General features: G+C 39.6%; 16 protein-coding genes, 1 tRNA gene and 1 pseudogene. 5 read left to right on the top strand and 13 right to left on the bottom strand.

All coding sequences use genetic code 11. From position 1 onward, the window contains the following. Nucleotides 1-107: 107 nt before the first annotated feature. From CDG79_RS02295 to CDG79_RS02280, 4 genes are all read right to left on the bottom strand, one after another. Nucleotides 108-181 (bottom strand) — tRNA-Asp (locus CDG79_RS02295). Between the two features lie 110 nt (nucleotides 182-291). Then, complete coding sequence (locus CDG79_RS02290; RefSeq protein ID WP_094340218.1) at nucleotides 292-1,815, bottom strand: serine/threonine protein kinase; 1,524 nt, start codon at nucleotides 1,813-1,815, stop codon at nucleotides 292-294. Between the two features lie 102 nt (nucleotides 1,816-1,917). Beyond that, a complete protein-coding gene (locus tag CDG79_RS02285) occupies nucleotides 1,918-3,540 on the bottom strand; it encodes a serine/threonine protein kinase (protein WP_442946161.1) in 1,623 nt (540 codons plus the stop codon). A gap of 286 nt (nucleotides 3,541-3,826) precedes the next feature. Next, nucleotides 3,827-5,011, bottom strand: a complete 1,185-nt coding sequence (locus CDG79_RS02280; RefSeq protein ID WP_094340215.1) for an esterase-like activity of phytase family protein — start codon at nucleotides 5,009-5,011, stop codon at nucleotides 3,827-3,829. A 488-nt stretch (nucleotides 5,012-5,499) separates the two neighbouring features. Here CDG79_RS02280 and rnhA point away from each other — a divergent pair, with 488 nt between their 5' ends. Further along, nucleotides 5,500-6,408 carry a ribonuclease HI gene (gene rnhA, locus CDG79_RS02275; RefSeq protein ID WP_094340213.1) on the top strand — a complete coding sequence of 303 codons (909 nt, stop codon included), beginning with the start codon at nucleotides 5,500-5,502 and terminating at the stop codon, nucleotides 6,406-6,408. An 82-nt stretch (nucleotides 6,409-6,490) separates the two neighbouring features. Here the strand turns inward: rnhA and cruG are convergent, their stop codons facing one another. Then, nucleotides 6,491-7,720 (bottom strand): 2'-O-glycosyltransferase CruG, encoded by a 1,230-nt coding sequence (gene cruG, locus CDG79_RS02270; RefSeq protein WP_442946160.1) that lies wholly within the window; start codon nucleotides 7,718-7,720, stop codon nucleotides 6,491-6,493. A 113-nt stretch (nucleotides 7,721-7,833) separates the two neighbouring features. Continuing rightward, complete coding sequence (gene cruF / locus CDG79_RS02265; protein WP_094329647.1) at nucleotides 7,834-8,742, bottom strand: gamma-carotene 1'-hydroxylase CruF; 909 nt, start codon at nucleotides 8,740-8,742, stop codon at nucleotides 7,834-7,836. 529 nt (nucleotides 8,743-9,271) lie between these two features. Between cruF and CDG79_RS02260 the strand changes: the two genes are divergently transcribed. Genes CDG79_RS02260 through CDG79_RS02250 form a run of 3 tightly spaced genes read left to right on the top strand, consistent with a single transcriptional unit; the run spans nucleotide 9,272 to nucleotide 12,051 of the window. Then, nucleotides 9,272-10,357 (top strand): ABC transporter substrate-binding protein, encoded by a 1,086-nt coding sequence (locus CDG79_RS02260; RefSeq protein WP_094340209.1) that lies wholly within the window; start codon nucleotides 9,272-9,274, stop codon nucleotides 10,355-10,357. A 42-nt stretch (nucleotides 10,358-10,399) separates the two neighbouring features. Further along, nucleotides 10,400-11,293 (top strand): ABC transporter permease, encoded by an 894-nt coding sequence (locus CDG79_RS02255; RefSeq protein WP_094340207.1) that lies wholly within the window; start codon nucleotides 10,400-10,402, stop codon nucleotides 11,291-11,293. A 53-nt stretch (nucleotides 11,294-11,346) separates the two neighbouring features. Further along, nucleotides 11,347-12,051 (top strand): Uma2 family endonuclease, encoded by a 705-nt coding sequence (locus CDG79_RS02250; protein WP_094340205.1) that lies wholly within the window; start codon nucleotides 11,347-11,349, stop codon nucleotides 12,049-12,051. A 128-nt stretch (nucleotides 12,052-12,179) separates the two neighbouring features. Here the strand turns inward: CDG79_RS02250 and CDG79_RS02245 are convergent, their stop codons facing one another. The 7 genes from CDG79_RS02245 to CDG79_RS02215 all read right to left on the bottom strand — a co-directional run bounded on the left by CDG79_RS02245 (nucleotide 12,180) and on the right by CDG79_RS02215 (nucleotide 24,225). Beyond that, a complete protein-coding gene (locus CDG79_RS02245) occupies nucleotides 12,180-15,803 on the bottom strand; it encodes a hybrid sensor histidine kinase/response regulator (protein ID WP_094340202.1) in 3,624 nt (1,207 codons plus the stop codon). A 193-nt stretch (nucleotides 15,804-15,996) separates the two neighbouring features. Continuing rightward, complete coding sequence (locus CDG79_RS02240; protein ID WP_094340200.1) at nucleotides 15,997-19,305, bottom strand: GAF domain-containing protein; 3,309 nt, start codon at nucleotides 19,303-19,305, stop codon at nucleotides 15,997-15,999. Nucleotides 19,306-19,430: 125 nt separating this feature from the next. Beyond that, complete coding sequence (locus CDG79_RS02235) at nucleotides 19,431-19,904, bottom strand: chemotaxis protein CheW (protein ID WP_094340198.1); 474 nt, start codon at nucleotides 19,902-19,904, stop codon at nucleotides 19,431-19,433. Nucleotides 19,905-20,020: 116 nt separating this feature from the next. Continuing rightward, entirely contained in the window at nucleotides 20,021-20,386 is a 366-nt protein-coding gene (locus CDG79_RS02230) for a response regulator transcription factor (RefSeq protein WP_094329653.1), read from the bottom strand. Between the two features lie 621 nt (nucleotides 20,387-21,007). Beyond that, nucleotides 21,008-22,261 (bottom strand): response regulator, encoded by a 1,254-nt coding sequence (locus tag CDG79_RS02225; protein ID WP_094340195.1) that lies wholly within the window; start codon nucleotides 22,259-22,261, stop codon nucleotides 21,008-21,010. Between the two features lie 506 nt (nucleotides 22,262-22,767). Next, nucleotides 22,768-23,694: an N-acetylmuramic acid 6-phosphate etherase gene (gene murQ / locus CDG79_RS02220; protein WP_094340193.1), complete on the bottom strand. Its 927-nt coding sequence runs from the start codon at nucleotides 23,692-23,694 to the stop codon at nucleotides 22,768-22,770. Nucleotides 23,695-23,796: 102 nt separating this feature from the next. Further along, on the bottom strand, nucleotides 23,797-24,225 hold the full coding sequence (locus tag CDG79_RS02215) for a DUF3110 domain-containing protein (RefSeq protein WP_094340191.1): 429 nt from the start codon (nucleotides 24,223-24,225) through the stop codon (nucleotides 23,797-23,799). A gap of 265 nt (nucleotides 24,226-24,490) precedes the next feature. Between CDG79_RS02215 and CDG79_RS02210 the strand changes: the two are divergent. After that, nucleotides 24,491-25,060, top strand: a pseudogene (locus tag CDG79_RS02210) (hypothetical protein); the annotation flags it as partial.

The following is a 25,060-nucleotide window of genomic DNA, read 5'->3' as shown; positions in this document are numbered from 1 at the left end:
TAAATGTAGCTTATATTCAAACCCTGAATTCTGAGTCAATCCCTTTGAATTCAAAACCCAAAATCACCGAAGTTCATTTCGGTGATTCGCTATTTATAAATTTAGAACGGGACTGACGGGGCTCGAACCCGCAACTTCCGCCGTGACAGGGCGGTGCTCTAACCAATTGAACTACAGTCCCTTGTTTGTCAACTTTGCTATTATCACTATTTTTTTTTAACTTGTCAAGTGTTTTGGAGTGGGAAATTAAGAATCATTTTTGCCCCGTCTCTCTCAGGTGCGAATTTACCGTTAAAACCTTGATAAAACAACCTGGGGCTTGGATTCCAGATGTTGCAATATCCGGGATTGCATTTGTTTATACTGCTGCTTTAATAGCTGTTTGCTCAATTGGGGCTGAGAAGTTGGTGGTAGACGATGAGCCTGTTGCACCCAGGTTTTCAACATTTGTCGCTGAGTTAGTTCAATAGGACTGCTGAGAACGCTGGTGCAGGAATGTGGTGCTTCCAGAGTAAAGAAAATCAAAGGATAGTGTTCATTTTCAGCCAGTAAACTTACCAGCCTAAGATTTTGAGGATTTTGCATATCTAAGTAGCACGGTAGCCACTTAGGAGTCAATTGCCGATTGTAGAGTACAGTCACCCACAACAGCATTGGGTGAGGGGATGTCATGAAGATAAACTGGTTATAACGGTTAGAAACCGTATAGTTTTTGATTTCTTGTTTAGGTAACATTAACCATAGTGCTGTTATAGATCCTTGTGGGGTATCTATAAGCTGGGGAAAAACAATTTCTTGAATTGGTTTATTTTGAGGCCACAAAAGTTGCCGACAGCTTTCTTCTACTGCGATTGCTAATCCCGAATCTAAGGGACGGCTAAGGATGGAATTAGAAGCTAAATCTGTAGGTAAGCCAGGACAATCTGACTGTTCTAAACTATTTAATACTTGCAAAATCTGAGCGATATTTGGTGGGCGATCGCTTGCCTTTTTTGCAAGACAAGACATGATTAAATTATTTAGCTTATGAGGTATTTTCAGAGTAGGTTTAACATCTGCGATCGTTTTTGGGGCTTCAAAGTGATGTGCTTTATACCAAGCACCAAAGTAATCCGTTTCGGGTTCCCAGGGTTTTTTCCCTGTGAGCATTTCAAACATCATTGCACCCAGACTGTAAATATCAGAACGACTATCTAATTTTTCCCCATCTAGCTGTTCTGGAGAACAGTAAGGCAAAGTGCCATTAAATCCTCTACTTGTACTGGCTGTTGATGCATAATTTAAAAATCTAGCAATTCCAAAATCGAGGATTTTAACTAACTGACCCAATATTGGATCGGGAATAACTAATATATTGGCAGGCTTGATATCTCGATGAACTAACGGACAAATTTTTCCATCAATATTAATACCTTGATGGGCACACTGTAAGCCTAAACAAATTTGGCGAGAGAGAGTCAAAAATATCGACAATGGTAGCGGAATTAAATCTTTTAAACTCTTACCACTTAGATATTCCATGACATAATATGGTTTTCCTTTTTCATTTACACCATAATCATACGCCCGCACTATATGTAAGCTCTTTTGACTCAAAGCTGCACTCATCAAAGCTTCACGAGCAAAATCTTGTTGCATCTTGCTATCGACAACAGTCTGAGTCAAAAACTTGATAGCAACTGGTATACCTCCTAACAAAATATCATTTGCTAAGAAAACTTCACCCATACCACCGCTACCAATTAATTGCTTGAGTTGATAACGATTAGCAAGCAAGCCCGTACTATTTGGAGATATAAATGGGCTTTGATTCACTTTATTCACCTCTGCTACTGAGTCTATTTAAAGATAGCAATACACACATAAGAATATGCTTAGGTAATGGTGGTAAGTTTTTTGATTTTGAGCCGCAAAATTTCAAGAATGTGATAAAAGCTTAAAAAAAATCTCCAAAAATTTAGCCATCCAATTTTTTAAACCTTCTTTCTCAGCTTTTTGATCTGCGGCTAACTTTTGTAAAATGTCTAATTTCAATTTTTCGTACTCTGTTTTTAGAAGAGTTTTGGCTTGATTAGACAAAATTAATTCATTTGACTGTTGACTCATATCTAGCCAATCTAGAAGTTGCTGGCGCTGATTAGCTGTGAGGCTTAAAGTCGTTACATGCGAGCAACGGTTTGGATCTTCTAGGGGAAAAAATAGTAGATGATAATACCCTACCTCTGCTAAACTTCGTGCTATGTTCTGCCCTTTATTATCTTTCAAATCTAGAAAATAAGGTAGCCATTTAGTCATAGAAGGCTGGGCATCGTATAGGACTGTTACCCACAATAGCATTGGGTACACGTTAATTTGACTAATAAATTCAGTGCCATGTACTTTATCCAAAAATTTTGTAATTTCTTGTTTGGGCAACATTGCCCAAAAAGTTGGTATAGGTCTTTGAGGAGTTTGTAGTAAATGGGGAAAACCAATTGCACCAATTGGCTTATTTTTAGGCCAGTTTTTCTGCAAACACTCTTGTTCTGACAATAAAGTTGCAGGGACTAATTGAACCGGAAGTGGGAGTTTAATAATCTCACTACTCTTGTTAGGAATAACATCCTTAATCTGATTATTAACTTTTTCTAATTCTTCTAATATTTGATTAATATTTTGCGGGCGATCGCTTACTTCTTTCGCTAAACAACTCATCAATAATTTTTGTAATACTTGCGGTATTTTAACTTGCGGGTTCACTTCTTCAACTGTAGGTGGCATTTGAAAGCGATGGGCTTGATACCAAGTACCAAAAGAGTTACTTTTTGTCTGAAATGGATGTTTTCCTGTCAGCATCTCAAACATTAGTACTCCCAAACTATAAATATCAGAGCGTACATCTAGCAATTTACGCCCTTCCATGTGTTCTGGAGAACAATAAGGTAAACTGCCAATAAAAGAATCTGTCAGAGTCATCCCACTTCGTTCTGTTAAAAATTTGGCAATGCCAAAATCTAGTATCTTAACAATTTCTCCTTGTTTACTATCTTCACTAAGGAATATATTTTCGGGTTTTATATCTCTGTGAACAATGGGATAAATCTCTCCTTTGAGGCTGATACCTTGGTGGGCGCATTGTAAGCCTAAACAAATTTGATTACAAATCTCCAAAAACTTGGGTATTGTTAAGGGTTGAATTTTGAGAATTTGTTTGAGATTTTTCCCTTGAAGGTATTCCATTACAAAAAAAGGGGTTTTATCTTCAGTAACGCCATAACTTAAAATGCGAACAATATGTTTACTTTTACGCCCCAATTGAGCGCCAATAAAAATTTCTCTGGCAAAGCGTTGGGACATTTGCTGATTTGCCAAACTGAGTGATAAAATTTTGATTGCGATCGGCATAGCACCTTTAGCACTATCTTCTGCTAAATAAACTCTCCCCATCCCCCCTTTGCCAATCAAATCTCTGATTAAATAGCGATTGTTTAAAAATTGCCCAATATAATCGTCTAATTCTGCTTTTTGCCCTACCATATTCTCAGTTTTTTTTTGTGGCATAAAAATCATTTATGAAAAATATTGTTGGCAAATTACTTTAATAAGTATAGTTAAGCACTAAAATTCAATCTAAAAAAATATCATAATTTGTAGGAAATTAATCATCCACCGCCATCAAGGTTAATCTGGTTGTAAAATTTTCTAAACATTATGTAACATATTTATTAAGGAATACGGCTGAGAAATTACACGGAAACTACGAATAGGCTAGATAAAGTTGCCTAATAGATTCCGTGAATACACAGGAATAAGTAAATAGCATTAAAGGTGCGATATCTCTGTACAGTTAGCGGTTGAGATTCAGTAGTAATCGCCGAAATAATCTATTCAGTGGTGTTTCAATTTTCATTTTAAAGGCTAGTATTTGAGTCCGTTGCAGTGAGTTAAAATTGTTATCACTGACAAGAATTAATGATTGTTGACCATCGGGTAGTTTGGGGCCAAGAGTTAAGCCTTCAATGTTGTCTAGCAGTACATTTAGGCTTCTCAAATCTAACAGTAGTTTTTTATGAACTGGTTTAATATTTTTCGAGTCAACTGCTAAAAGGCTATCAATATTGTGAATATCATCAGATCCTTCTAAAGAAACTTGAAACAAGGAAATAGCAAATCCTAAACCAGTAAAAGACCGTTCTAAAGTTAGGAAGTGTCCTTGATTATCGAGAGCAAGTAAATCAGGTAATCCACTAGCGAATTTGCCAGTCAGATTTAAAAAGGGTGAAACGGCTTCTGTTTGGTAAAGGAATTCTTTTTCTGGCTGGTTATTAAGCAAGTTATATTGCAAAATGCGGCAAGGACTACCGATGTTAGGTTTGGCGGCAACACCATCTTGAATTAAAGCATTTTCAGTAGCTGTAAATAGATGGTTTTTATCGGGTGTGATAGTAAGGCTTTCAAAAGCCAAATTGTTGCGGATACCTTGTTTACCACTTTTATCTGGCAAAAATTTGTTTGGGATGGTAAATGTCGTAATTTCTTTGCCAGAAGATAGTGAAAACTCTTTAATAAAAGGATTAATTAGTTTTGCCACATCACCCTCAGAAGAAATAAACACAGTTGATTTATTAGTTAAGGCAATACCTTCTGTATCAGTTTCACCAGGGCGAAATGTTTGACCCTTTTCATTTAATAATGTGGTAACATTGACAGCAATAACTCCACCTTTTTGCAGATAACCCTTACTTAAGTCTATTTTTAGGGTGTAGAAACGGGCAGCAGCTTTTTGTCCCCGATCGTCAGAAATAGCATAATAAAGGTTGTTTTTTGCATCATAGCTAATTCCAGACAAACCTCCTACTTCAGTTTTTTTTAAAATTAAACCTTTGGGCAAAGTAGCTTCACCGATAAACTCTATGCTACTAATTTCAACAGCATTTAACGATAATTTATTAAGCAAAAAAATGATGCAAAAAAATATAATTAAGAAGAGAAGAATTCGTGGAATAGGGAATACTTTTTTAATTAGTTTCATAGATATTTTTGTTAAAGTTTGAATATAATCTTGATTTTAGTGTCGTAACAGAAGAGGAGTGCTAGAACCAAAAATAGCAACAGCTACCTCCAATTTATCAAGCAATCCAGGAAATTTAGCGCTGATAAATATCTGTTGCAAATATAAACAGATTACATCAACCTTAGCCCCTACTTAACCCGACTGCAAAGCAAAATTTAATTAGTACAATTTAAGGTAGTATTCACACTTGCCAAGCAAAAAGCGATCGCAACATAGAAAACATTCATCATTAACGCAGATATGGGGTTAGTAACCAGCCAAATCGGATCTTCAGTGTTGGTTGCTCAATACCCACTCAATAGCAAAACACCATTTTTCGTCACAACAGCCTTCTAATGGAGCGTTGTTGCTGGAGTGCTAATCGGTATAATAGCCTGGATATTCTTTAAAAATTCGCAGCTAATCACTCTTGCCTTAGCGTCCTTTGCGGTTCGATATCCTAAACCATGTCCACTCAACCTATAATCCAAAGCATATATACCGATGGCGCTTGTACCGGGAACCCTGGCCCTGGCGGTTGGGGAGTTGTCGTCTACTTCAGCGATGGCTCAATTCACGAAATGGGCGATGCATCCCCTCATAGCACCAATAATAAAATGGAAATGCAAGCTGCGATCGCAGCCCTCCAATTCCTGCAAACATCTCAACAAGCTGAACCAATTACGCTCCATACCGATAGTGAATACCTGATTAACTGCGTTACTAAGTGGGTGAAAGGCTGGAAAAAGAAAGGCTGGAAAAAGTCAGATGGTAAACCCGTCCAAAACCAAGAGCTTTTGGAAACTCTTGATGAACTCAATACCCAACAGGTAAAATGGCAACACGTCCGGGGACATTCTGGTAACATAGGTAACGAACGTTGTGATGCGATCGCTCGCAGCTATGCTAGTGGCAAAATCCCTTCCCTACAACAACTAACTCCTGCAAATTTTTATCAATCTTTACCTTCCAGAAATGAACTAAATGTAGCAAAAGTAGCTGATTATGAAAAAAACTCTCGAATAATTAACCAAAGTCCGCAAGAAATCAGTACTTCTGCACCAGAAATAACCATTATGGAACCATCAACTGGGCCAACTGCGGCCACAACCGATGAAAAACCGCCAGAAATTAGGGTTTCGCAACTCCGCAGCTTGGTCGAAACTCTGCGTATCGCTGATGAAATTTCAGAAAAAGGCTACTTAATCACCAGTTCTGAGTTAGCAGACTTGATGGATGTCCACGCCAGCGCTGTTACCAGTCGGGGAGATCAATGGCGCTGGCGAAACTGGATAGTGTCACGGGTTCGCCGTGAAGGAAATCAAATTCTTTGGGAACTGGAACGCGGGGATCGAGTAGGAGGTGAAGAGGAGTAGGAGTAGGGAATGGGGACTGGGACTAGGGAGACAAAAGAGACAAGATGGGGAATTTTTTCAATATCCAATTCCCAATTCCCGACTATATTATATATTTGCGTCCTCGCCACTCGCGTGGCTTGCGGAACGCAGATAAGAAGATTCGCAGCACAGCTAAGGGATCGGCTAAAGGGGAAAGCCAGAATAACCAACCGCCTTTAGCACTTTTGCGATCGTAAGAGGGTGCGATCGCAATTAGCATCGCAAAGCGAATCACCACCAAGAATAAATTCAGTCCCAATAAAAGGAGTGGGGGAGTGGGTGGAGACGCGATTAATCGCGTCTGTAGCAAGGATGAGAATGGGGGAGAAATCAATAAAAAAGTGAGGACAATTAAAAGGGGTAGACCTTGAACAGATGTGAGTAGCCATAAATCTCCCCACAACTGCGAACGAGAAGTTGCATCTTTGAGGTCGAGACTGCGCCCCCACTCCTTCCACGTCTCCATTGCCCCTTCATACATCCGTACCTTCAGCACCTTTCCCCCATCTAAAAATCCCACCTTATACCCAAGAGTTGCAATATTTCGTGCCAATGTGACATCATCACAAAAAGAACTACTAGCACTGCTATAGCCACCCACAGCAGCTAAAACAGAGCGACGACACAAAAAACACTGTCCATTTGCCATCACCCGTTCAGGCTGCTCTGCATTGATCCCAGCAGGGTCAAATCGGTAAAGCAGAGTCATCAACAAAGCTGGTTGTAGCCAGCACTCCCCTGGATATTTAAGGATAAACTGAGGTGAAAGGGAAACTAAGTCATAACCTTGTGCTTCGGCTGTTTTTACTAAACCAGCAACCAAACCAGGATGTGGTTGAATATCAGCATCTAGTCCCAGAAACCACTGACTACCTTCAGAACTATATAGAAAACCGTTATGCAACGCCCAAGGCCGCCCCACCCAACCAGAGGGTAAGGGATCGTCTGTCATCACGCGAAAGCGCGGATCTTTTTGCTGTATCGCTTTTACTAAGTCGGGTGTCCCATCATTGGAATTGCTGTCTACAACAATAATTTCCCGAACTTCATAACTTTGCTGACTTAAACCAGCCAACAGAGGGCTAATACGAAGCGCCTCGTTCAATGTGGGAACAACGACGCTAACCCTACCTAAAAGCTCTGGTGTCGGCTGTTGCGGTTCTATTGGGGGCAGCCGTCTTGGCCCCTTTAGCAGACGCGAAAACAGAATTGCCGTTGCTGGTACTTGGATAAGTAGCAATAAAAGTGATATGGCACTTTCTACTATCAAAGCGTTGTCTACTGTTGTCAAAATACTTATCAATTAAAAGTGCGACTATACAAAATAAATGGGCATTGGGCATGGGTATGGGGCATTGGTTATTCCCCTCCCTAGTCCCCAGTCCCCAATCCCCAATATCTAGACTATTTCAAGGCAACTTCAACCTTTGCTACTGATACTTCTTTGCTTATTGGTTCAACAGCAACTTGAGTAGGTTTGGTTGAACTCCTTAACCACAGCGCCACGGCGGGAACCACACCAAGAAATAAGCCGAGTAATACAGGAATAGAGAACCCAGCTGCCAAACTTAGTCCGGCGGCGAAGGCAAAATTAGTTAAATAAACGACCAAGGGTAGATTAAGTTGCGATCGCTCTAATTTAATCGATGTATTTCTCCACAACAAGCCTGCCACACTCATAAACAGGGCGCTAGTGCCAAACCAACCTGCATAGTTCTGGTAAGGTGTCCCAAAGAAAGCCCCTGGTTGTTCCCAATACCAAAAAGGCAGAGAAGTTTGACTCATAGCTGGCTCAAGGGCAAAATCCCAGCAAGTGAAGAGTAAAGCACCAACGGCTATAGCTGCAATATGGCGACCCCAACTGGGTTTTTGAGCCACTTGCAAACCAGTTCTCGCAATTAAATAAGACGACAGCCCAACATAGAACCAAGACAAAGGAATTGTGAAAGGAACTAGCCCCGCAATCTTATAACCCAAGCCACTCAAGTAGCTATAATCACCAAATGGAAAACCTGTGCTGGTTCCCAGTAGTTCACTTCCCAAAGAGATAAACATAGCCGGCAGCATAAATGCTAGCCAAGTTCCCAATCCTAGCGTCCGGTAGGCATAAATAGAGACAGCTATTGTCCCTAAAATGATATCAACTACACCACCGCCAGCCATACTTAACTGTACGGCAGTTTCTCCAACCTGCGATAAGTTGAAAATTATTTCGGCATTAGGTACGACCAGTAGCATCCCTACCAGTCCAAAGGCTTTTGACACGATATGACCAATCAGGCATACGCGTTCAGCTATAACAAGTTGTCTCATGATAATTCCTTAACAAGATGTGACACGCGGCTACTCAGCTGCTAACAGTTTACAAATGTTTAACAACATATTTAAATACTTTGTGCCGCAATTTTCTACAAACTTGTTTGACTTTCTTGGGAAGAGCATAAGAGGATGTTTGATTGAAGCTATAAGAAATATGATGATAAACCTACTAGTGTAAGCTATATACTCAAAATCTATATGATTTCATCTGCAAAAACTTCTGGTTTGTTATCCCACTGATACCCCTATGGTGAAAAACTCCTTTCATCCAAGCATCTTCACTTGAGGAAAGATAACAATCATAGATTAACCAAGTCTGAAAGTAAAATAAAGTGTTTAGCTAAATCTGATAGAAGCCCCACATTCCAACCGTTCGAGGAGCATTACATTTACGGAGCAGGCGATCGCAGGAGAAGGTGCGTTTGGTAAGTGTGAAGAATGACACATTCATGCCAGTAAATCACACCAGGGGCTAGGAATCATACCGTAATCTAGAAGTTGTCGATGAATAATTTCTAACTTAATGACTAACAGACGGCAATTTTTAAAAGGGGTGGCAGCACTTTCTAGCTTATCTTTAGCTGGTTGTGGCTGGAGGCTGGCTGAAGTCCGCGCTAATTCTAATACTTCTAGTCAGCGTGACCAACTTTATATTTTTACCTGGACACAATATACTGACCAAAAATTACTGAGAACTTTCAATATCCAAACCGGCATGAAAGTGCTAGCGGATGTGTATGATTCCAATGATGTCATGCTGGCTAAGTTGCAAGCTGGAGGTGGTGGTACTTACAGCATCATCTACCCATCCGATTACATGGTGCAGAAGATGGTAAACAAAGGTTTGTTAATAGAAATAAATCACGATCGCTTAATCGGTTTAGAGAATTTATTCCCCCGGTTCCAGAATCCTAGTTATGACCCCAATAACCGTTACAGTATCCCTTTTAACTGGGGGACAACAGGTTTCCTGTACAATTCCGAAAAAATCAAAGATGTACCACAAGACTGGGATTACCTTTGGCAGAATCAAGAGGAACTTAATCAGAGAATGACCTTGCTTAATGATGTTCGAGAGGTGATGGGTGCGACGTTACGGATGCTAGGTTATTCTTACAACTCCAAAAATGAACAAGAAATCAAACAAGCTTATGAAAAGTTGAAGGTGTTAAAACCTGCCATCGCCCGTTTTGACACCGATGCTTGGCAAAATCAAATTCTAGCAGGAGATTTACTATTGGCAATGTGTTATTCAGCAGATGCAGTGAAAATCTCTCAAGAAAACCCTAAACTCAAATATGTGATTCCTCGCAGTGGTTCTTCATTATGGACAGATACTATTGTAATTCCCAAAGCTTCTCCGAATTTAGATGGAGCCTATGCTTGGATTAACATGATTTTGCAACCAGAAATAGCCGCTCAAATCAGTAAACGTCTGAGTGTTTCTACACCTAATAGGGCGGGATTTGAGCAATTGCCAAAAATCATCCAAAACAATGGTAATTTATTTCCCTCAGAGTCGCTTTTAGCAAATTGCGAACGAGTTACTCCTGTAGGAGACTTTGAAGAGGTTTACGATCGCTATTGGACTCAACTAACTAGCAGCTAAAATAGTTAGGAGTTAGGAGTTAGGAGTGAGAAATTACAAGTGATGAATGTTGAAAAAAATGATATTTTCCAAGTAGAAGAATTGCATTCCCTGCCAGGGAAGTGGCTGCAACCTTTGATATTACTTGCACCATCGGGGATTTGGTTATTACTTTTGTTGGTGTTGCCAACTTTGATAATTTTCGAGTTAAGTTTAGTTGCAGATATCCGGCCGGGAGATTTGGTTAACCCTAACGGATTTCAAAACTACATCCGAATATTCGATCCGCTTTATGTACAAGTGATTGTGCGATCGCTATTTTTTGCGTTTGGCACCACCATAATTTGTTTAATTTTTGGCTTCCCCGTCGCCTATTGGATTGCTCAAATAGCGCCGCAACGTTGGCGAAATTTGCTGCTATTAGGCTTTGTTTTGCCTTTGTGGACTTCCTCGTTACTTCGTTCATACGCTTGGATTACAATTCTTCGTCCTACTGGTTTATTGAACGGTTTACTCAGCACTTTCGGTTTGCCTACTTTGCAATTACTTAATCAGAGTCAAGCTGTATTTATTGGTATGAGTTATAGCTTGTTACCCTATATGGTTTTGATTTTATATGCTTCTCTCGAAAAACTAGATAAGCGGTTGCTAGAAGCGGCTGCTGATTTAGGTGCAAATCCAGTGGAAACTTTTTGCCAAGTAACCGTACCGCAAATTTTGCCTGGAATTGCGGCTGCTTCTATGCTTGTATTCATCACAGGCTTGGGGGATTTTGTCGATCCAGAATTACTTGGTGGTGCTTCTAGTATGACAGCGGCGCGGTTAATTTATAACCAGTTTCTGGGAGCAACCCAAAATTGGGGATTTGGTTCAGCTTTAAGTATGACGTTAATTTTGCTTGTTAGTATTGCGATCGCACTTTTAATTAAGTTTGGCGAACCTGAACCCAAACGCTAACTTTTCGTCACTCATTTATAATAAGGGCATCAAACGCCAGCGAGACAACGGTTATGCTCTCACCCGATCTCAAAAATGCGTTACCAACGACTGATGAACTCCCATGTTCAGACGATACACCAGTGGATAACGAAGACCAAAACTTTTTGCCCAACATTTTATTATTCTTACTCAACTCCATTTGGGCAAATCGCCTAGATTGGTACTTCGGAGTAGATATGGGAGTATATCACACCACGGGAGTAAATCCCAGAGTACCTGTAGTGCCAGATGCTTTTTTAAGTGTGGGAGTAGAGCGCAAAAAGGGTGGCAAATCACGCAACAGTTATGCGGTTTGGGAAGAAAATGGGATAGTTCCAATATTCACATTAGAAATGGTATCCCACACCCCCGGAGGTGAATATGAAGAGAAGCTAGATATATACAGAAAACTGGGTGTATTGTACTACGTAATTTATAACCCTGAATTTTGGCGACGCGACCAACATCAACCCTTTGAAGTGTATAAGTTGATAGATGGAAATTACCAACTACAAATAGGTGAACCTTATTTGATGCCAGAGGTTGGGTTAGGTATTGGGCGACACCAAGCTGTAATTGCCGGGATACAACAGGAATTTTTATGTTGGTATGATGAGCAAGGAAATCGTTATTTTACAGATGCAGAACAAGCACAACAGGAGCGACAAAGGGCTGAACAGTTAGCGCAGTATTTACGTTCTCTAGGTGTAGATCCAAATAATCTACCTGGTAATTAAGGCGATCGCGTCCCAAGGGTTGATACACTTTATCGGTACGCTATGCCTCTCTCCCCACTCTCGCATCACTTAACTTAAAGTCTCACAGATAACTTACCGATAGCACCCAACTAAAATTAATCTTAATTTTAATGATTTGTCATCATGAGAAAATGATTTAAATCATCTGCATTACTGTTCATTAGACCCTTAATTGTAGAAAGAAACTCATTTTCTAAATAAGGCTTGGTTAAATAAGCCTTTGCGCCCAATTCTTGGGCAAGTTGGCGATGTTTTTCAGCACTGCGAGAAGTGAGAATTACTACAGGTATTTTTGCTAATTTGGGGTATTGACGGAAATTGCCTAACAACTCAAAACCATTCATTCGTGGCATCTCTAAATCGGAGACGACGACTTGAATTTCTGGATGTAACTGCAACTTTTCTAGAGCTTCTACACCATTTTGAGCTTGTATTACTTGATAGCCAGATTTTTGTAGAGTGAGAGAGATAGTTTGGCGCAGACTAATCGCGTCATCTACTACTAAAACAACTTTTGGTGATTTATTCTCTGACTCTTGAGAATAACTGGGTTCAGTTTCTATAGTTGTTGTGGAAGTAGATGCAGCAAGTAATGGTGTAGATGCAAAAGTGTCTCCCGATATCGCCAAGGCTTTTTTATTTGAGGGAGAAGCAATTGGTCGCGCCATGATATCAAGTGTTGTTTGTTGGAGCCTGTTAGACTCTACCAGCAGGGAAGCATCAATCACTAAGATGAGATTACCATTGGGTAAACTACTACAACCATAAATATATTTTGGCTGTGCGATCGCATTTCCTAAAGGTCTGATTACCAGTTCTTGTTCACCAATGATTTGGTCAACTTCCAAAGCAAACATTCCTTGATTTCGTCGGAGCAAAAGCACCGGATTTTTCGCTATGCTTGGGTCGTCAGTATTTGATGTGTTGTATGGAGCAGAACTATTCAAGAATGAGTCATTATAATTAATCAATTTTGAAAGTTGACGGAGGCTAACCATAGTCTCATCATTGTCTGTGTTCCAATGCAAGACTTTTTGCCCTTCAATTTCTTTAATCTGCTGCTCGGAGGGAATCAATATTTTTTCGATACTGTCCAAAAGAAGGGCATAAATAACACCTTTGGCTTGAACTAGCATTAATTTTTCTGTAGTCATAGAAAAAGGAATTTTGAGCATGAATATTGTTCCTTGGTTGGGTAAGGATTGTACTGAAATTGAGCCATTAAGTGCATTCATCTGAGTCCGAACAATATCCAACCCCATACCGCGCCCAGAGATTTCAGTCACTTTATTAGCAGTAGAAAATCCAGGTGAAAATATCATATCTAAAAGTTCAGGTTCGGCCAGATTAGAAGCATAACTTTTGGTTTTTTCTTCAGTTTGTATGGGATAGAATTCAGCAGCTTTTCTGCGAATTCTTTCTAAATTCAATCCCTGACCATCATCCCGAACTTCGATAACAGTTTGGCTACCCTGATGATAAGCACGGATTTCGATTAACCCTTGTTCTGGTTTACCAAGCTCCCGGCGAAGTTGCGGAGCTTCAATCCCGTGGTCAAAAGCATTACGTACTAAATGTAACAAGGGATCGTACAGCTTTTCTGCGATCGCTTTATCTACTAGTACTTCAGTACCAGTTAGCTTCAATTCTACAAGTTTGGCATAAACATTCCCAAACTTATTTACCATGTGGGGGAAACGATTTAAGATATTACCCAAAGGCAACATTCGTGCTTCTACTAAGCTCTCTATAATATTAAGAGTTAAATTCTCTTGTTTGTTACTAATTTGAGCAGCTTGCGTCACGAGCAATTCAAGAGATTCTGTAGTTTCTTGTAGTTGCAGTGTCTCTTCTATTGCTTCATGCAATGTCATGTGAAATTCTGTATATACATCCATTTCTAAAGAGTCAAATTTTACCGCAAAATTTTGCGTTTGTTGTGAGGCAATATTTGGTATTTGTAATGGTAAATCCCGTAATTCATTTAAAGTTATTTGATGTCTAGTGATTTGCCGGATTAATTGCTCAATGATTTCTTGGACTTGTTCATCTTGCAAACTACGCCGTTTTTGATAAATTAGCAATTCTCCAGCTAGATAATTTAGATGTTGCAGCCTCTCTGTATCTACTCGAATAAATGAAGGCTGACGAAAATTTTTAGTTTGAACATACTGTGATTTATCTTCTATTTCTTTGTTTATTTGTGTAGCTAAATCAGGCATGACTTCAATAGCTGTTTCAGGAACATCTATAGCTACCTGCTCATTGATAGTTAATAAATCAAGCTTTTCTGGAGAATGTTCAGTTTGAGTAGTAACCACTTCTTCTGTAAAATTTTGGCTCGCTTCTTCTCCCCATATTGCCTCTAGGAGGTTATCAGTTGTTTGAGAAGAGACAGATTGGGGTATTTCTTTAATAGCTAACAGTGATTGTAACCTGGGACTATCAAGCCAATTTATCTCTTTACTAGTAACAGGAGGATAATTTTTATATTCTTTCGCTAATATATGAATTCGGTTCTGTAATATTTTTATTGCTGCAAGATAACGATCAACTTTTTTGATAGAATACTTGAATTTTGTTACTGCAAATAAGATAATCAACACGATCCCATTTCGATAAATATAAAGACTTTTGCTATCCTCCTCATCTTGGATATAATCAAGAAAGTTTTTCAGCCAATTTTCAATATAATCAAGTAAATCATCTCTTTCTAAGCTAGGAATTAGTAAGTCCAAATGAAGGTCTTTCTCTGGTATTTGGATCTCGTGATTAAACCAGCCAAAAATGTAGCGAATTACTTTTAAATAAAATTTGGCAGTTATTGGCTTTACAGATTCGTTTTTATTATTATCAGATGTAGTAAGAAACTGGTAAAATTGTTCTTCATCGAATGTATCAGTAGATAAATTATTTTGCCATTCTCCAGATAACTCATTATTTGCGACTATCGTCAGTTTTCGTAAAGCTGGAGAAGTTTCTCCGCCAGATGTGCGATCGCCTTCTAATACCAATTTTTGTGATTGCTGTAAATCTGCAAGGGCAATTTCTGCAATTTGGTGTACCTGAGTGGGATTTGCTTGCAGGGCTAACAGAATTGTTTGAGAAATTTCTCCTAATCCAGGTAAGTTTAGAGATTCTGCTAAACCAAGAAAAACTTCAGCTTGAGAGTGTAATAATTCGATAAAATCGTCCTTATTTGGGGGATTGTTAACAGCTTCAGCAATACTATTTAGACGTTGTTTTACTCCAACTTCAAAAACCGATTGCACAATATCAAACCCCAATTCTTCAGAAGTGGGAATATGAGCCTCATCACCAAATGCATCACCTAGCTTTTCTTGTAATTGTGCAAACACTGAAGTTGTTCGATGAAGTAGTTCTTCATCATTAACAGTACTGCCTATTAGCTCAGTATTTAATGCTATGCTAAGACACTCATAAGCTTGTAGTAGAAGTGTTTGTAATTCAGCATCAACTTCTACTTTAGGATTATATAGAGCCTTGAATACATCTTCTAAAAAATGGGCTATCATCTTAATTACTTCTAGCCCAACATTAGCAGCACCACCTTTAAGCGTATGAGTAGCCCGCATTAAATTATGAACTTTGGCAATACTATAGTCTTCTGATAAACTAAATAGTTCTTGCTCAATAATTTGTATTAATTCCGGGGCTTCAGCTAGAAAATAGATGTATCCTTGTTCGCGAATTGCAGCGTCGGTAATCATAGTTTAGAGTTAGGGGTTGGGAGTTGGGAGTTAAGGGTTAGGAGTTGGGAGTTAGGAGTTGATCGACCAATTGATTTTTCAGTTGTCTTGACTATTCAACTCAAAATCAGAATGATTTCGTCTGCATAGCTTATCAAACAAATACTTTTTCTCCATAATTTATATCTCCTAACTCCTAACTCCTAACTATTTTTCATTTGACTTTAAACTTGCTAGCAGTTGTTAATAAATCTTGCGCCATCCCTGATAAATCTTGAAATACAGTGGCAATTTCTTGAGACTCAGCAAAAGTCTTATTAGCAATTCCTGCTACATCTTGCATTGATTTTGTGACTGTTACAGATTGCGTCATTTGCTTTTGAGTCGCTGCGGTAATTCGCTCAATTAGTTGACTAATTTCGGCAGTTGCAGAAACGATCGCATTTAAGTTTTGGCGAGTATCACTAACTAGATTTGTGCCTTCTACTACCTGCTGAATACCAGTTTCCATCGCTACTGCAACTTCTCCGGTTTCTGCTTGAATATCCTGGACTAATTTTTCTATTTCGATGGTTGCTGCTGCTGACTGGCGAGATAAAGAACGGACTTCATCAGCTACAACTGCAAAGCCTTTGCCATATTCACCGGCACGGGTGGCTTCAATGGCTGCATTCAAAGCCAGCACGTTTGTCTGTGTGGCAAAATTACCAATCAAATTCACCACTTTGGAGATTTTTTGCGAAGATTCACTGAGGCGTTTAATCTTTTTACTGGTTTGAGCAACGGTTTCGCGAATTCCTTGGATAGCTTGTACAGTCAGATTCATCGCGGTATCACCAGACTCTACAGTTTGATTAGCCTGTTTTACTGCTAGTTGCACTAACTCAGCATTCGCTACCACAGCTTGAGTAGAGTCCACCATCTGTTGAATTTCACCTAATGCTGCGGTAATTTCCTCAGATTGTTGTTGCGCCAGATTAGTCAGTCCCGCTAGTGAAGACTCGCTATTGGTAGAAGTTTGGGCAACTTGTTGAGCAGCCCCTTGTACTTGAAGAACTATTTGCCGCAGTGCTTGCAGAGTATTATTATAAGCATCGGCGATTGTACCTAGTTCGTCTTCTGTAATGGGTGCCCGTACTGTTAAGTCACCGTTGAGTGCAGGTCTAAGGGCTGTTAGGAGTTGAATAGATCGTTGTTGTAGTAACTCCTTGGCTGCCTTTTCTCGTGCTGCTGCTTCTGATAATTTTGCTGACTGTGCCTGTACTTGTTGCAAATATTCGGTATGTTGTAATGCCAATCCTAATTGATTGCCAATGCGTGCTAACAAGGTGACTTCTGATTCTTCCCAATCACGAGTTTCAGAGTTTTGATAAGCTGCCAGCAATCCCCACAATTGCTCCCCAGCAAATACAGGAACAATTACATAAGCTTTGACTTCAAATTGCTCTAAAATTTCAATATGGCAAGGAGAATGACCTACCTGATAGATGTCATTTACAACAAAGCTTTCAGCCTGAGTATATCGACCTCCTTGAGTTTCTTGCAAGTGGGTATCTTCCCAGACAGTTTTGATATCGGGGCCTACTAGTTTTACCCAAGTATGACCTACTGATTCTGCGACAAATTCGCCTGTCCAATCAGGATTGAAGCGGTAGACGGCGACGCGATCGCACCGCAGTAATTGCCGTACTTCTTGAGTGGTTGTTTTAAAGATTTCTTCTACATCTAAAGATTGGCGGATGCGGTTACTAATCTTGGTGACAGCTTTCTCTTGTTCTGCTATCTGAGATAGTTTTTCAGATTTCAACTGCACTAATTCCAAATAATCTATCTGTGATTTAGCTAGGCTAAATTGCAAGCTAGTCTGAACCAAAAAGTTCACTTCCCAGGTTTGCCATTCACGAGGGCTAGAATTTTGATAAGCTGCCAGCAATCCCCACAGTTTATCCCCGAAGAATATAGGAACAATCATGTAAGCTTTGGCTTCAAACTGCTCTAAAATCTCAATATGACAGGGAGCAAGCCCTACTTTATAGATATCATTAACGATAAAGTTTTCACCTCTGACATATCTACCTCCCTTCGTTTCTTGCAAGTAGGTATCATCCAAAACGGTTTTAATATCAGGGCCTACGAGTTTTGTCCAACCACTACCCACAGACTCAGCCATAAATACGCCACCCCAGTCAGGGTTAAAGCGATAGACTGCGACGCGATCGCATCGTAGTGATTGACGCACTTCTTGAGTGGTTGTTTTGAAGATGCTATCTACATCTAAAGATTGCCGGATGCGGCCTACTATCTTAGTGAAAGCTTTTTCTTGTTCAACTATTTGAGCTAGTTGTTCAGATTTCTCATGCATTTGGTTGAGATATTCGCCTTGTGAGATAGCCACACCAAATTGCAGCCCAATTTGAGTCACAAAGCTTTCTTCCCAAGGTTGCCAATCACGAGGCCCAGAATTTTGATAAGCTCCCAGCAAACCCCATAATTTCTCTCCAGAAAATATGGGGGCAATGATGTAAGCTTTCATTTCATACTGCTCTAAAATGTCAATGTGGCATTGAGCATGACCCATTTTATAGATGTCTTTGGCCACATAGCTTTCACCCTTGGCGTAACGTCCTCCTTTGGTGTCTTGTAAATGGGTATCTTCCCATACCATATAAAAATCAGGGCTGACCATTTTTATCCAGCCATTACCCACAGACTCAGCGACAAACTCGCCACTCCAGTCAGCGTTGAAGCGATAAACGCCGACGCGATCGCATTTTAGTAATTGACGTACTTCTTGAGTAGTTGTTTGAAAAATCTTATCGATACTTGATGCTCGGAGAATTTTGTCGATGACTTTAGCTACCGATTTTTTTGCGAGTATTCGCTGTTGTTCTTCTCTTTTGAATTCAAAACTTTGCAATTTGTAGATCAGTTCTGTTGTAATTTGGGATAGGAGACTAATTTCTACTTCTTGCCACTGCCGTGTTGAGTAGCAATTATTTACTGCCAGTAATCCCCAGACTTTACCTTCTACTACTATCGGTAAACTCAAACTAGCTTTAATTTGAAATTTATCTAGCAGTTGCTTTTGATAAGGGGTAAGTTGAATCTGATTGATATCATCAATAACTACAGCTTCTATATAGTCTTGATTGGTATATAAGCCAAAAATAATTCCGGGAATATTTTCGCCGAGAGTCGGTGTCCAGCCTAGTGTTCTAGATTCCGCTAAAACATTACCTGAATCAAGGGAAGTAAACTGATAAATTAAGGCGCGATCGCAACCAATCTTTTCTCTAATCTGCGCTACAGTAATTTTGAGTAGTGTATCAATGTCTGGGGCTTGGCGCATGTGAGTTGCGATGTCTTGCAACTGTCGTCTCCAAGTTTTAAATTCTTGAGCGATCGCATTTAACAAAGATATTTCATTGCTAGCAATATTTGCTATATTAGCGTTTCCATTCATATTTTCTATTTCAGGCATTAGATGCTCATTCTCATGGCTATTGTTATATAGAAATGTCATTGAATTAACCTCAAATTTGTTATTGGTAACAGTTGGATATTTGACAATTACAGATGAACTATTATTTGGTTGTCAAGGATTAGAAAGTGCCAAAATACTATACCTAATCACTCAGTATTAAAAGTTCAATTATGATTTTTCCACATAGGAGCTTGGATAATCGTAATCGCATCCAAACTGAAAATCATATCCTCGGAATCATTAATAAAGTATCCCTGCAAGAAAGGTGATATTTTAGGATAAAATAATTCGGCACTTGGGGGTTTCATTTGCTGAGTGTCCAGCCCTTCAATATCTATAAGTTCTCTGACCAAAAGTCCCAAATACTTACCATTGTTTTCCAAAACAATCGCCATCATTTTTGAAAGTAAATTTGCTCCTTGCGAAATTGGAGGATAACCTAACATTGCTTCTAAGTCTACTAACCAAAGCATCTCACCGCGCCAGTTATAGATACCCAAGACGCAGCTAGGCATCTGAGGAACGCCACATATTTCTGGTAATGATACTTGCAAAACTTCTGTGATGTGTTGTAACGAAATTACGGCTGTATCCCTGACTCCCAAATTAAAACTTAAAAACTTTTCCTTGGTTTCCAAAGTTATCGATCCTTTGTCCTTGATGATTTATCTTTAGCCACTATTTACAGTTATGCTTTAATCTGATGGTGATTCTAAGAAACAGTGACTTTTTTGAGTATTTATCTACTAATTTACTACTTATTAATTAGTTGCTTTACAATTACTACTAATTCGTCTCTGTCAATTGGTTTTGACAGATAACCTTCAGCACCCAACATATTACCCCAAATTTTATCTACATCGCTATTTTTTGTAGAACAGAAAACCACAGGTATTTTGCTAGTGATGGGGTTATTTTTTAGCTCTCGACAAATCTCAAAGCCACTTTTACCTGGCAAGATTACATCGAGAAATATTAGGTCTGGCTTATTTTTATCTATTTTGTCTTGAGCCTCTTCACTGCTTGTGGCGCTAATCACAGAATAACCTGCCTGTTGTAAGTAACGGCTGATTATCTCCATATCTGTTAAGCCATCTTCAACAACTAAAACAGTATTCATGGTAATTACCCTTTATTTTTTAAGAATGTAAACAAATTAGATATACAAATCCTAACTGATTACTGAACAAAGACATAGAAAAGACTAGAGACTAGACCTTAACGCCTTTTTTATAACCAATATTTATTTCACAATTCAAATAGAATTGCTATAAATACAAAAAATTGTATTTGTCTAATTTTGATTCAATCTTTATGTATTAACCTCAGAAGAAGTACGTAATGAAGAGAGCCTAATATATATATTTGTGAATACAAAATGATTTTACCAATAAATAATAAAGGAATTATTCGTTATAATTCAGGAGTAATTTTGTAGCATTAGTGGATGAATAGGTATATTCTATATATCCACTAAATAAATATTTGATTAGTTGCAAAAAATTAGGTAGCTTTAAGACTGCTACCTAATTTTTTCTGAATTATGATTTCTTATTTATTACCCCAGTAATTTTATGTTTATTGAGGCGGCAAACATACCTTGCAAGGACTTTTTATGGCTGTTTGTGACAGGAGGTTAATGCTGAGAAATTAAATTTTCAAGCTCATCAGATTCGCTGATGATTAATTTCAATAAAAATGATTAATTCTCCCTAATTACATACAAGAGAAGTTCGCGTTTCTAAGCATGGCTTCCTCCTGCCTCCTGCCTCCTGCCTCCTGCCTCCTGAAAAACATCGACCTTAGCTTTGCTCTTCTCAATGGGGACACTCGATGTAGGTAAATACTTACGTATTATACTCATTACCTTGTCAGCCACTACGGGTTTAGTAATAAAATCTGTAGAACCGACTACCTTCGCACGAACTCGATCTAAAAGGCCATCACTGCCTGTTAATATAATCACTGGTGTATTGGCAAAGGCAGATATTCGCCGCAGTTGAGTACAGATTTCGTAACCACTAGCGACTGGCATAATTAAATCTAAGAAAATCAGGTCTGGTTTATCTTGAATAAGGGTTGGGAGAGCTTGTACAGCATCTTGAATCTTCATAAACCTTAATCCATTGGAAGTGATAATATCCTCTAGCATTTTACAGACTTGAGGGCTATCATCCACACAGGCTACTAGTGGAGCATTTGATTTCTTTGGTTGTGCAGTGACAGGCTTATTATTGACCTCAGTCACGACTAAAGGCACTAAGGGCGTGTCGAGTACTTCCACCAATTCGATGATTCCTTTAAGGATATAGGGAAGCAACGAACGGGTGAGCGGTAGCACACTTTGCTTCATTTTCACGGCTAAATCTCGCAAAGTCAATTTGCCGTTGATTAAACTCACAAAGTTTTTGTAGACAGACGGACTTACCATCTGCTGGAGTTGTTCTGGTCGCCGCAGAACTGGTGCTAAGTCAGGAGAAAAATTTGCTAACCCAGCTTCTGACCAAGTTTTCCAAGAGTCTTGCATGTGCCTTACAGACATTTCTGCACTCGTGAAGCTTATTGGTGTTTCTAAGATAACTTCTTGGCTGCGATTGCAACTTATAGAAGCAAAATTTCCTTGTAGAGCTAGGTCAAATAATAGTTCAGCTATGGTGTTTTCGGCAATACACTGAATCTGTTCTCTCTGAATTTTCTGTTTTTTATGAAAGATTTCTAGAAGACGGTAATCCCAGTAATCCATTGATACGTCTTGCGAACGTAACAGCAATTTATCAACCTCAATCTGAGGACAATTTTGAGCCATCTGTCTACGCCAACGTCGGAAGGGATGAGTTCCACCTGTTGCCCAAACTATCCGTCCTAGTCGATAGTAAAAAGTCCATTGGCTACCTTTTGAACTTTTAATATTTAATTTGCCATTATATTGTAATTGAGTACAAGTTTTAAATTCATTAACCAGATTATTTGAAAGAAGAAGTTCCGAGTGGGTCATACTTTGTTCCTTGGATTAAAAAGCCAGTTATTGAATAAACCAACACCTAGCTATATAGTGGTCAGCAGACACCTCAAAAAGTGGAAATACATTTGATATATAGCAGTTTAAATCAAGTTTATTAAAATCAAGAGCGATCGGAAAAGAGCAAATATCTTGCTAGTCCATAAGTCCTATAGAATAGAGTTTATTATCAATAGGCTTTATAACTCAAATATATTGCTATAGTCCACATCATTTAAGATGCATTCAGTATTGATACATTATTTTAATAACTTCCATACGGAATCATATCCGTATAAGTTCTGAATTTTTGTTTACAAAAAGATTAGCAGTCTCTAGATATTTTTGCTTTAGTTATTGAATGTTAACAATATTTATCTAAGTATACCTTTATTAATACACACCAATTGTAGTGAGCTTTCTAGGGAATCTTATACTTAAAAAAGGTGTGCTACTCAGGCAAGTAGCAGCCACCTATAGAGTATTTATTGAAGAAAACTTCTTTAAGGTTGATTGTGGTTTTGATAGCTCATAACAGCTGCTCTAAGATTACTTTGGTGTTCTGAAAGAAGCCGATCGCCCTCGTCTTTTTCCAAACTAGTCCAGTGCATCAATAGCGCTAGCTTAACCCATTTCCCACTGCGTTCTAATAAAAAACCAGCAGCTTCTCGACTTAAACCTGTGAGGTCTTGCAAAATTCGCAAAGCGCGATCGCGTAACTTTTGATTTGTTACTGCCACATCCACCATCCGATTGCCGTAAACCTTACCTAGTTTAACCATTACTCCAGTGGAAAGGATATTTAACGCTAACTTAGTGGCTGTACCAGCTTTCAGGCGAGTTGAGCCGGCGATGATTTCTGGCCCTGTCAATAGACGAATGTCAATATCGGCATCAAAGCTAACTTGTTCAGCCGGAACACAGGCGATAAAAATAGTACTGGCTCCCCGTTGACGAGCAGCATGAAGGGCACCGTGGACATAAGGCGTTGTGCCACCAGCAGTAATGCCGACGACGACATCTAGCTGGGTAATGTGTCGCCCAGCGATCGCAGCCTCGCCATCTTCAATGCTATCTTCTAAATCTTCCGAACTGCGTACCAGCGCACCCGCACCACCAGCAATAATCCCCTGTACTAACTCTGGGGGCGTACAAAAAGTAGGTGGACATTCAGCAGCATCTAATACCCCTAACCGACCACTTGTGCCTGCACCGATATAAAATAAGCGTCCCCCGTGGCGCAAACGCTCGGCGGTGGTATCAATTGCTTCAGCCAACTGAACTTTCGCCGCCGCAACAGCTGCGACTGCTTTTTGGTCTTCGCTATTAAACAGTTCTACTAATTCCAGAGAATTAAGCTGGTCTAAGTTAAGACTGTTAGAATTTACCATCTCGGTTAAAAGATGCCCGCGTTCTTGCAAGTTTGTCATTTGTCCTTTGTCCGTTGTCTTTTGTCCGTTGTCCTTTGTCATTAGTCAGTTAGCGACCAATGACCAATGACCAATGACCAATGACTAATGACTAATGACTAATTACAGCAATCCTTCCAATTTGCGACGCATCTTCTCTAATTCAGAATTAGATAATTCTGATTCTTCTAGTGGCTGTTGATTGAGAGGGAAGGTGTCTTCAACAGTATCCTCCTTCTGGGCATCCGCTTGCCAGTCAGTTTGTTCCACGTTCAGTTCTGGGGGAGTGACAACTAAATTGCTGTTTTCTGGGATGATTTCCCATTCATATCCAGCACTTTCACAAAATTCCTTGATTTCCTCAGCATCCATTGGCTCTGGTGTCGGTGCGGGAAAATCCTGAGCTTCCAGCATCAGGGCAAAGCGCGTCGCGTCGTCTTCTGACTCGAACATCAGAATTTTATTGCGTTCGCCCTCCCGAATCGTGTGAATCCCCTCATTTTCCGTTCGAGCATTAAAAATCAACACAAAAACACGCATTGGTGTAATCATCTGTCTTTTTTAAGTTCTATTCATATTAAAGTTCTAGGTTGTCCCTCTGCAAAAGTCAAAGGAACAATTTTCACTCTATTCAGATCAGATTTACCTGAAAACGCCAATATTATGAAGCATAAGTATTGGATGAAGCAAATACCGTAACTCAACTAATGGGGTCTTGGGTTTAGTTGGCGTATCCTGGAAATGGCATACTGAATCAATGTGTCAGTTAATGCTTGTGTGTGCCAGCGACATCCGGCAATTAATACAGTGAAAGCAAATGACTAAATCTCCCAATCAAGATACTCACTCTCCATGCCCTATCCGCAAGCGTCTGTGGTTGCTGGTGTTGAGGCGGGGTAGTATTGCTTTGGGCGGACTTTTACTGTTAGGAGTTATCGTTGGTATTTGGCGGTTGTGGACTTTTGTCCAAACAGAGTTAACACCCCTGGCACAACAAAGTCTGACTACTACACTCAATCGTCCGGTGAAACTGGGAAGAGTCACACAATTTTCCTTGATGGGAGTTCAGTTTGGGGCTTCATCTATCCCAGCTACACCCACAGATCCAGATCGGGCTACAGTCGAAACTGTAGAAGTGGGTTTTGACCTGTTACAACTAATTTTTAACCGCCATCTAAAGCTAGATGTTACCTTAGTCAATCCAGATATTTATATTGAACAGGATAAGCAAGAGCGCTGGGTTTCCACTAGCATCGCGTCGTCAGGTGAAGGCGGTGCCATTAAAACCGATTTGGATTACCTGCGGTTTCGCAATGCCAAGCTGGCGTTGATGCCGCAGAAGAGAGTAGAGGAGGCAGGGGAAGCAGGGGAAGCAGGGGAAGCAGGG

It is taken from the genome of Nostoc sp. 'Peltigera membranacea cyanobiont' 232, assembly GCF_002245985.1.
In the GTDB taxonomy this organism is placed as follows: domain Bacteria; phylum Cyanobacteriota; class Cyanobacteriia; order Cyanobacteriales; family Nostocaceae; genus Nostoc.
Note: the sequence above shows the minus strand (reverse complement) of the source record. Positions and strands in the feature narration are given on the sequence as shown.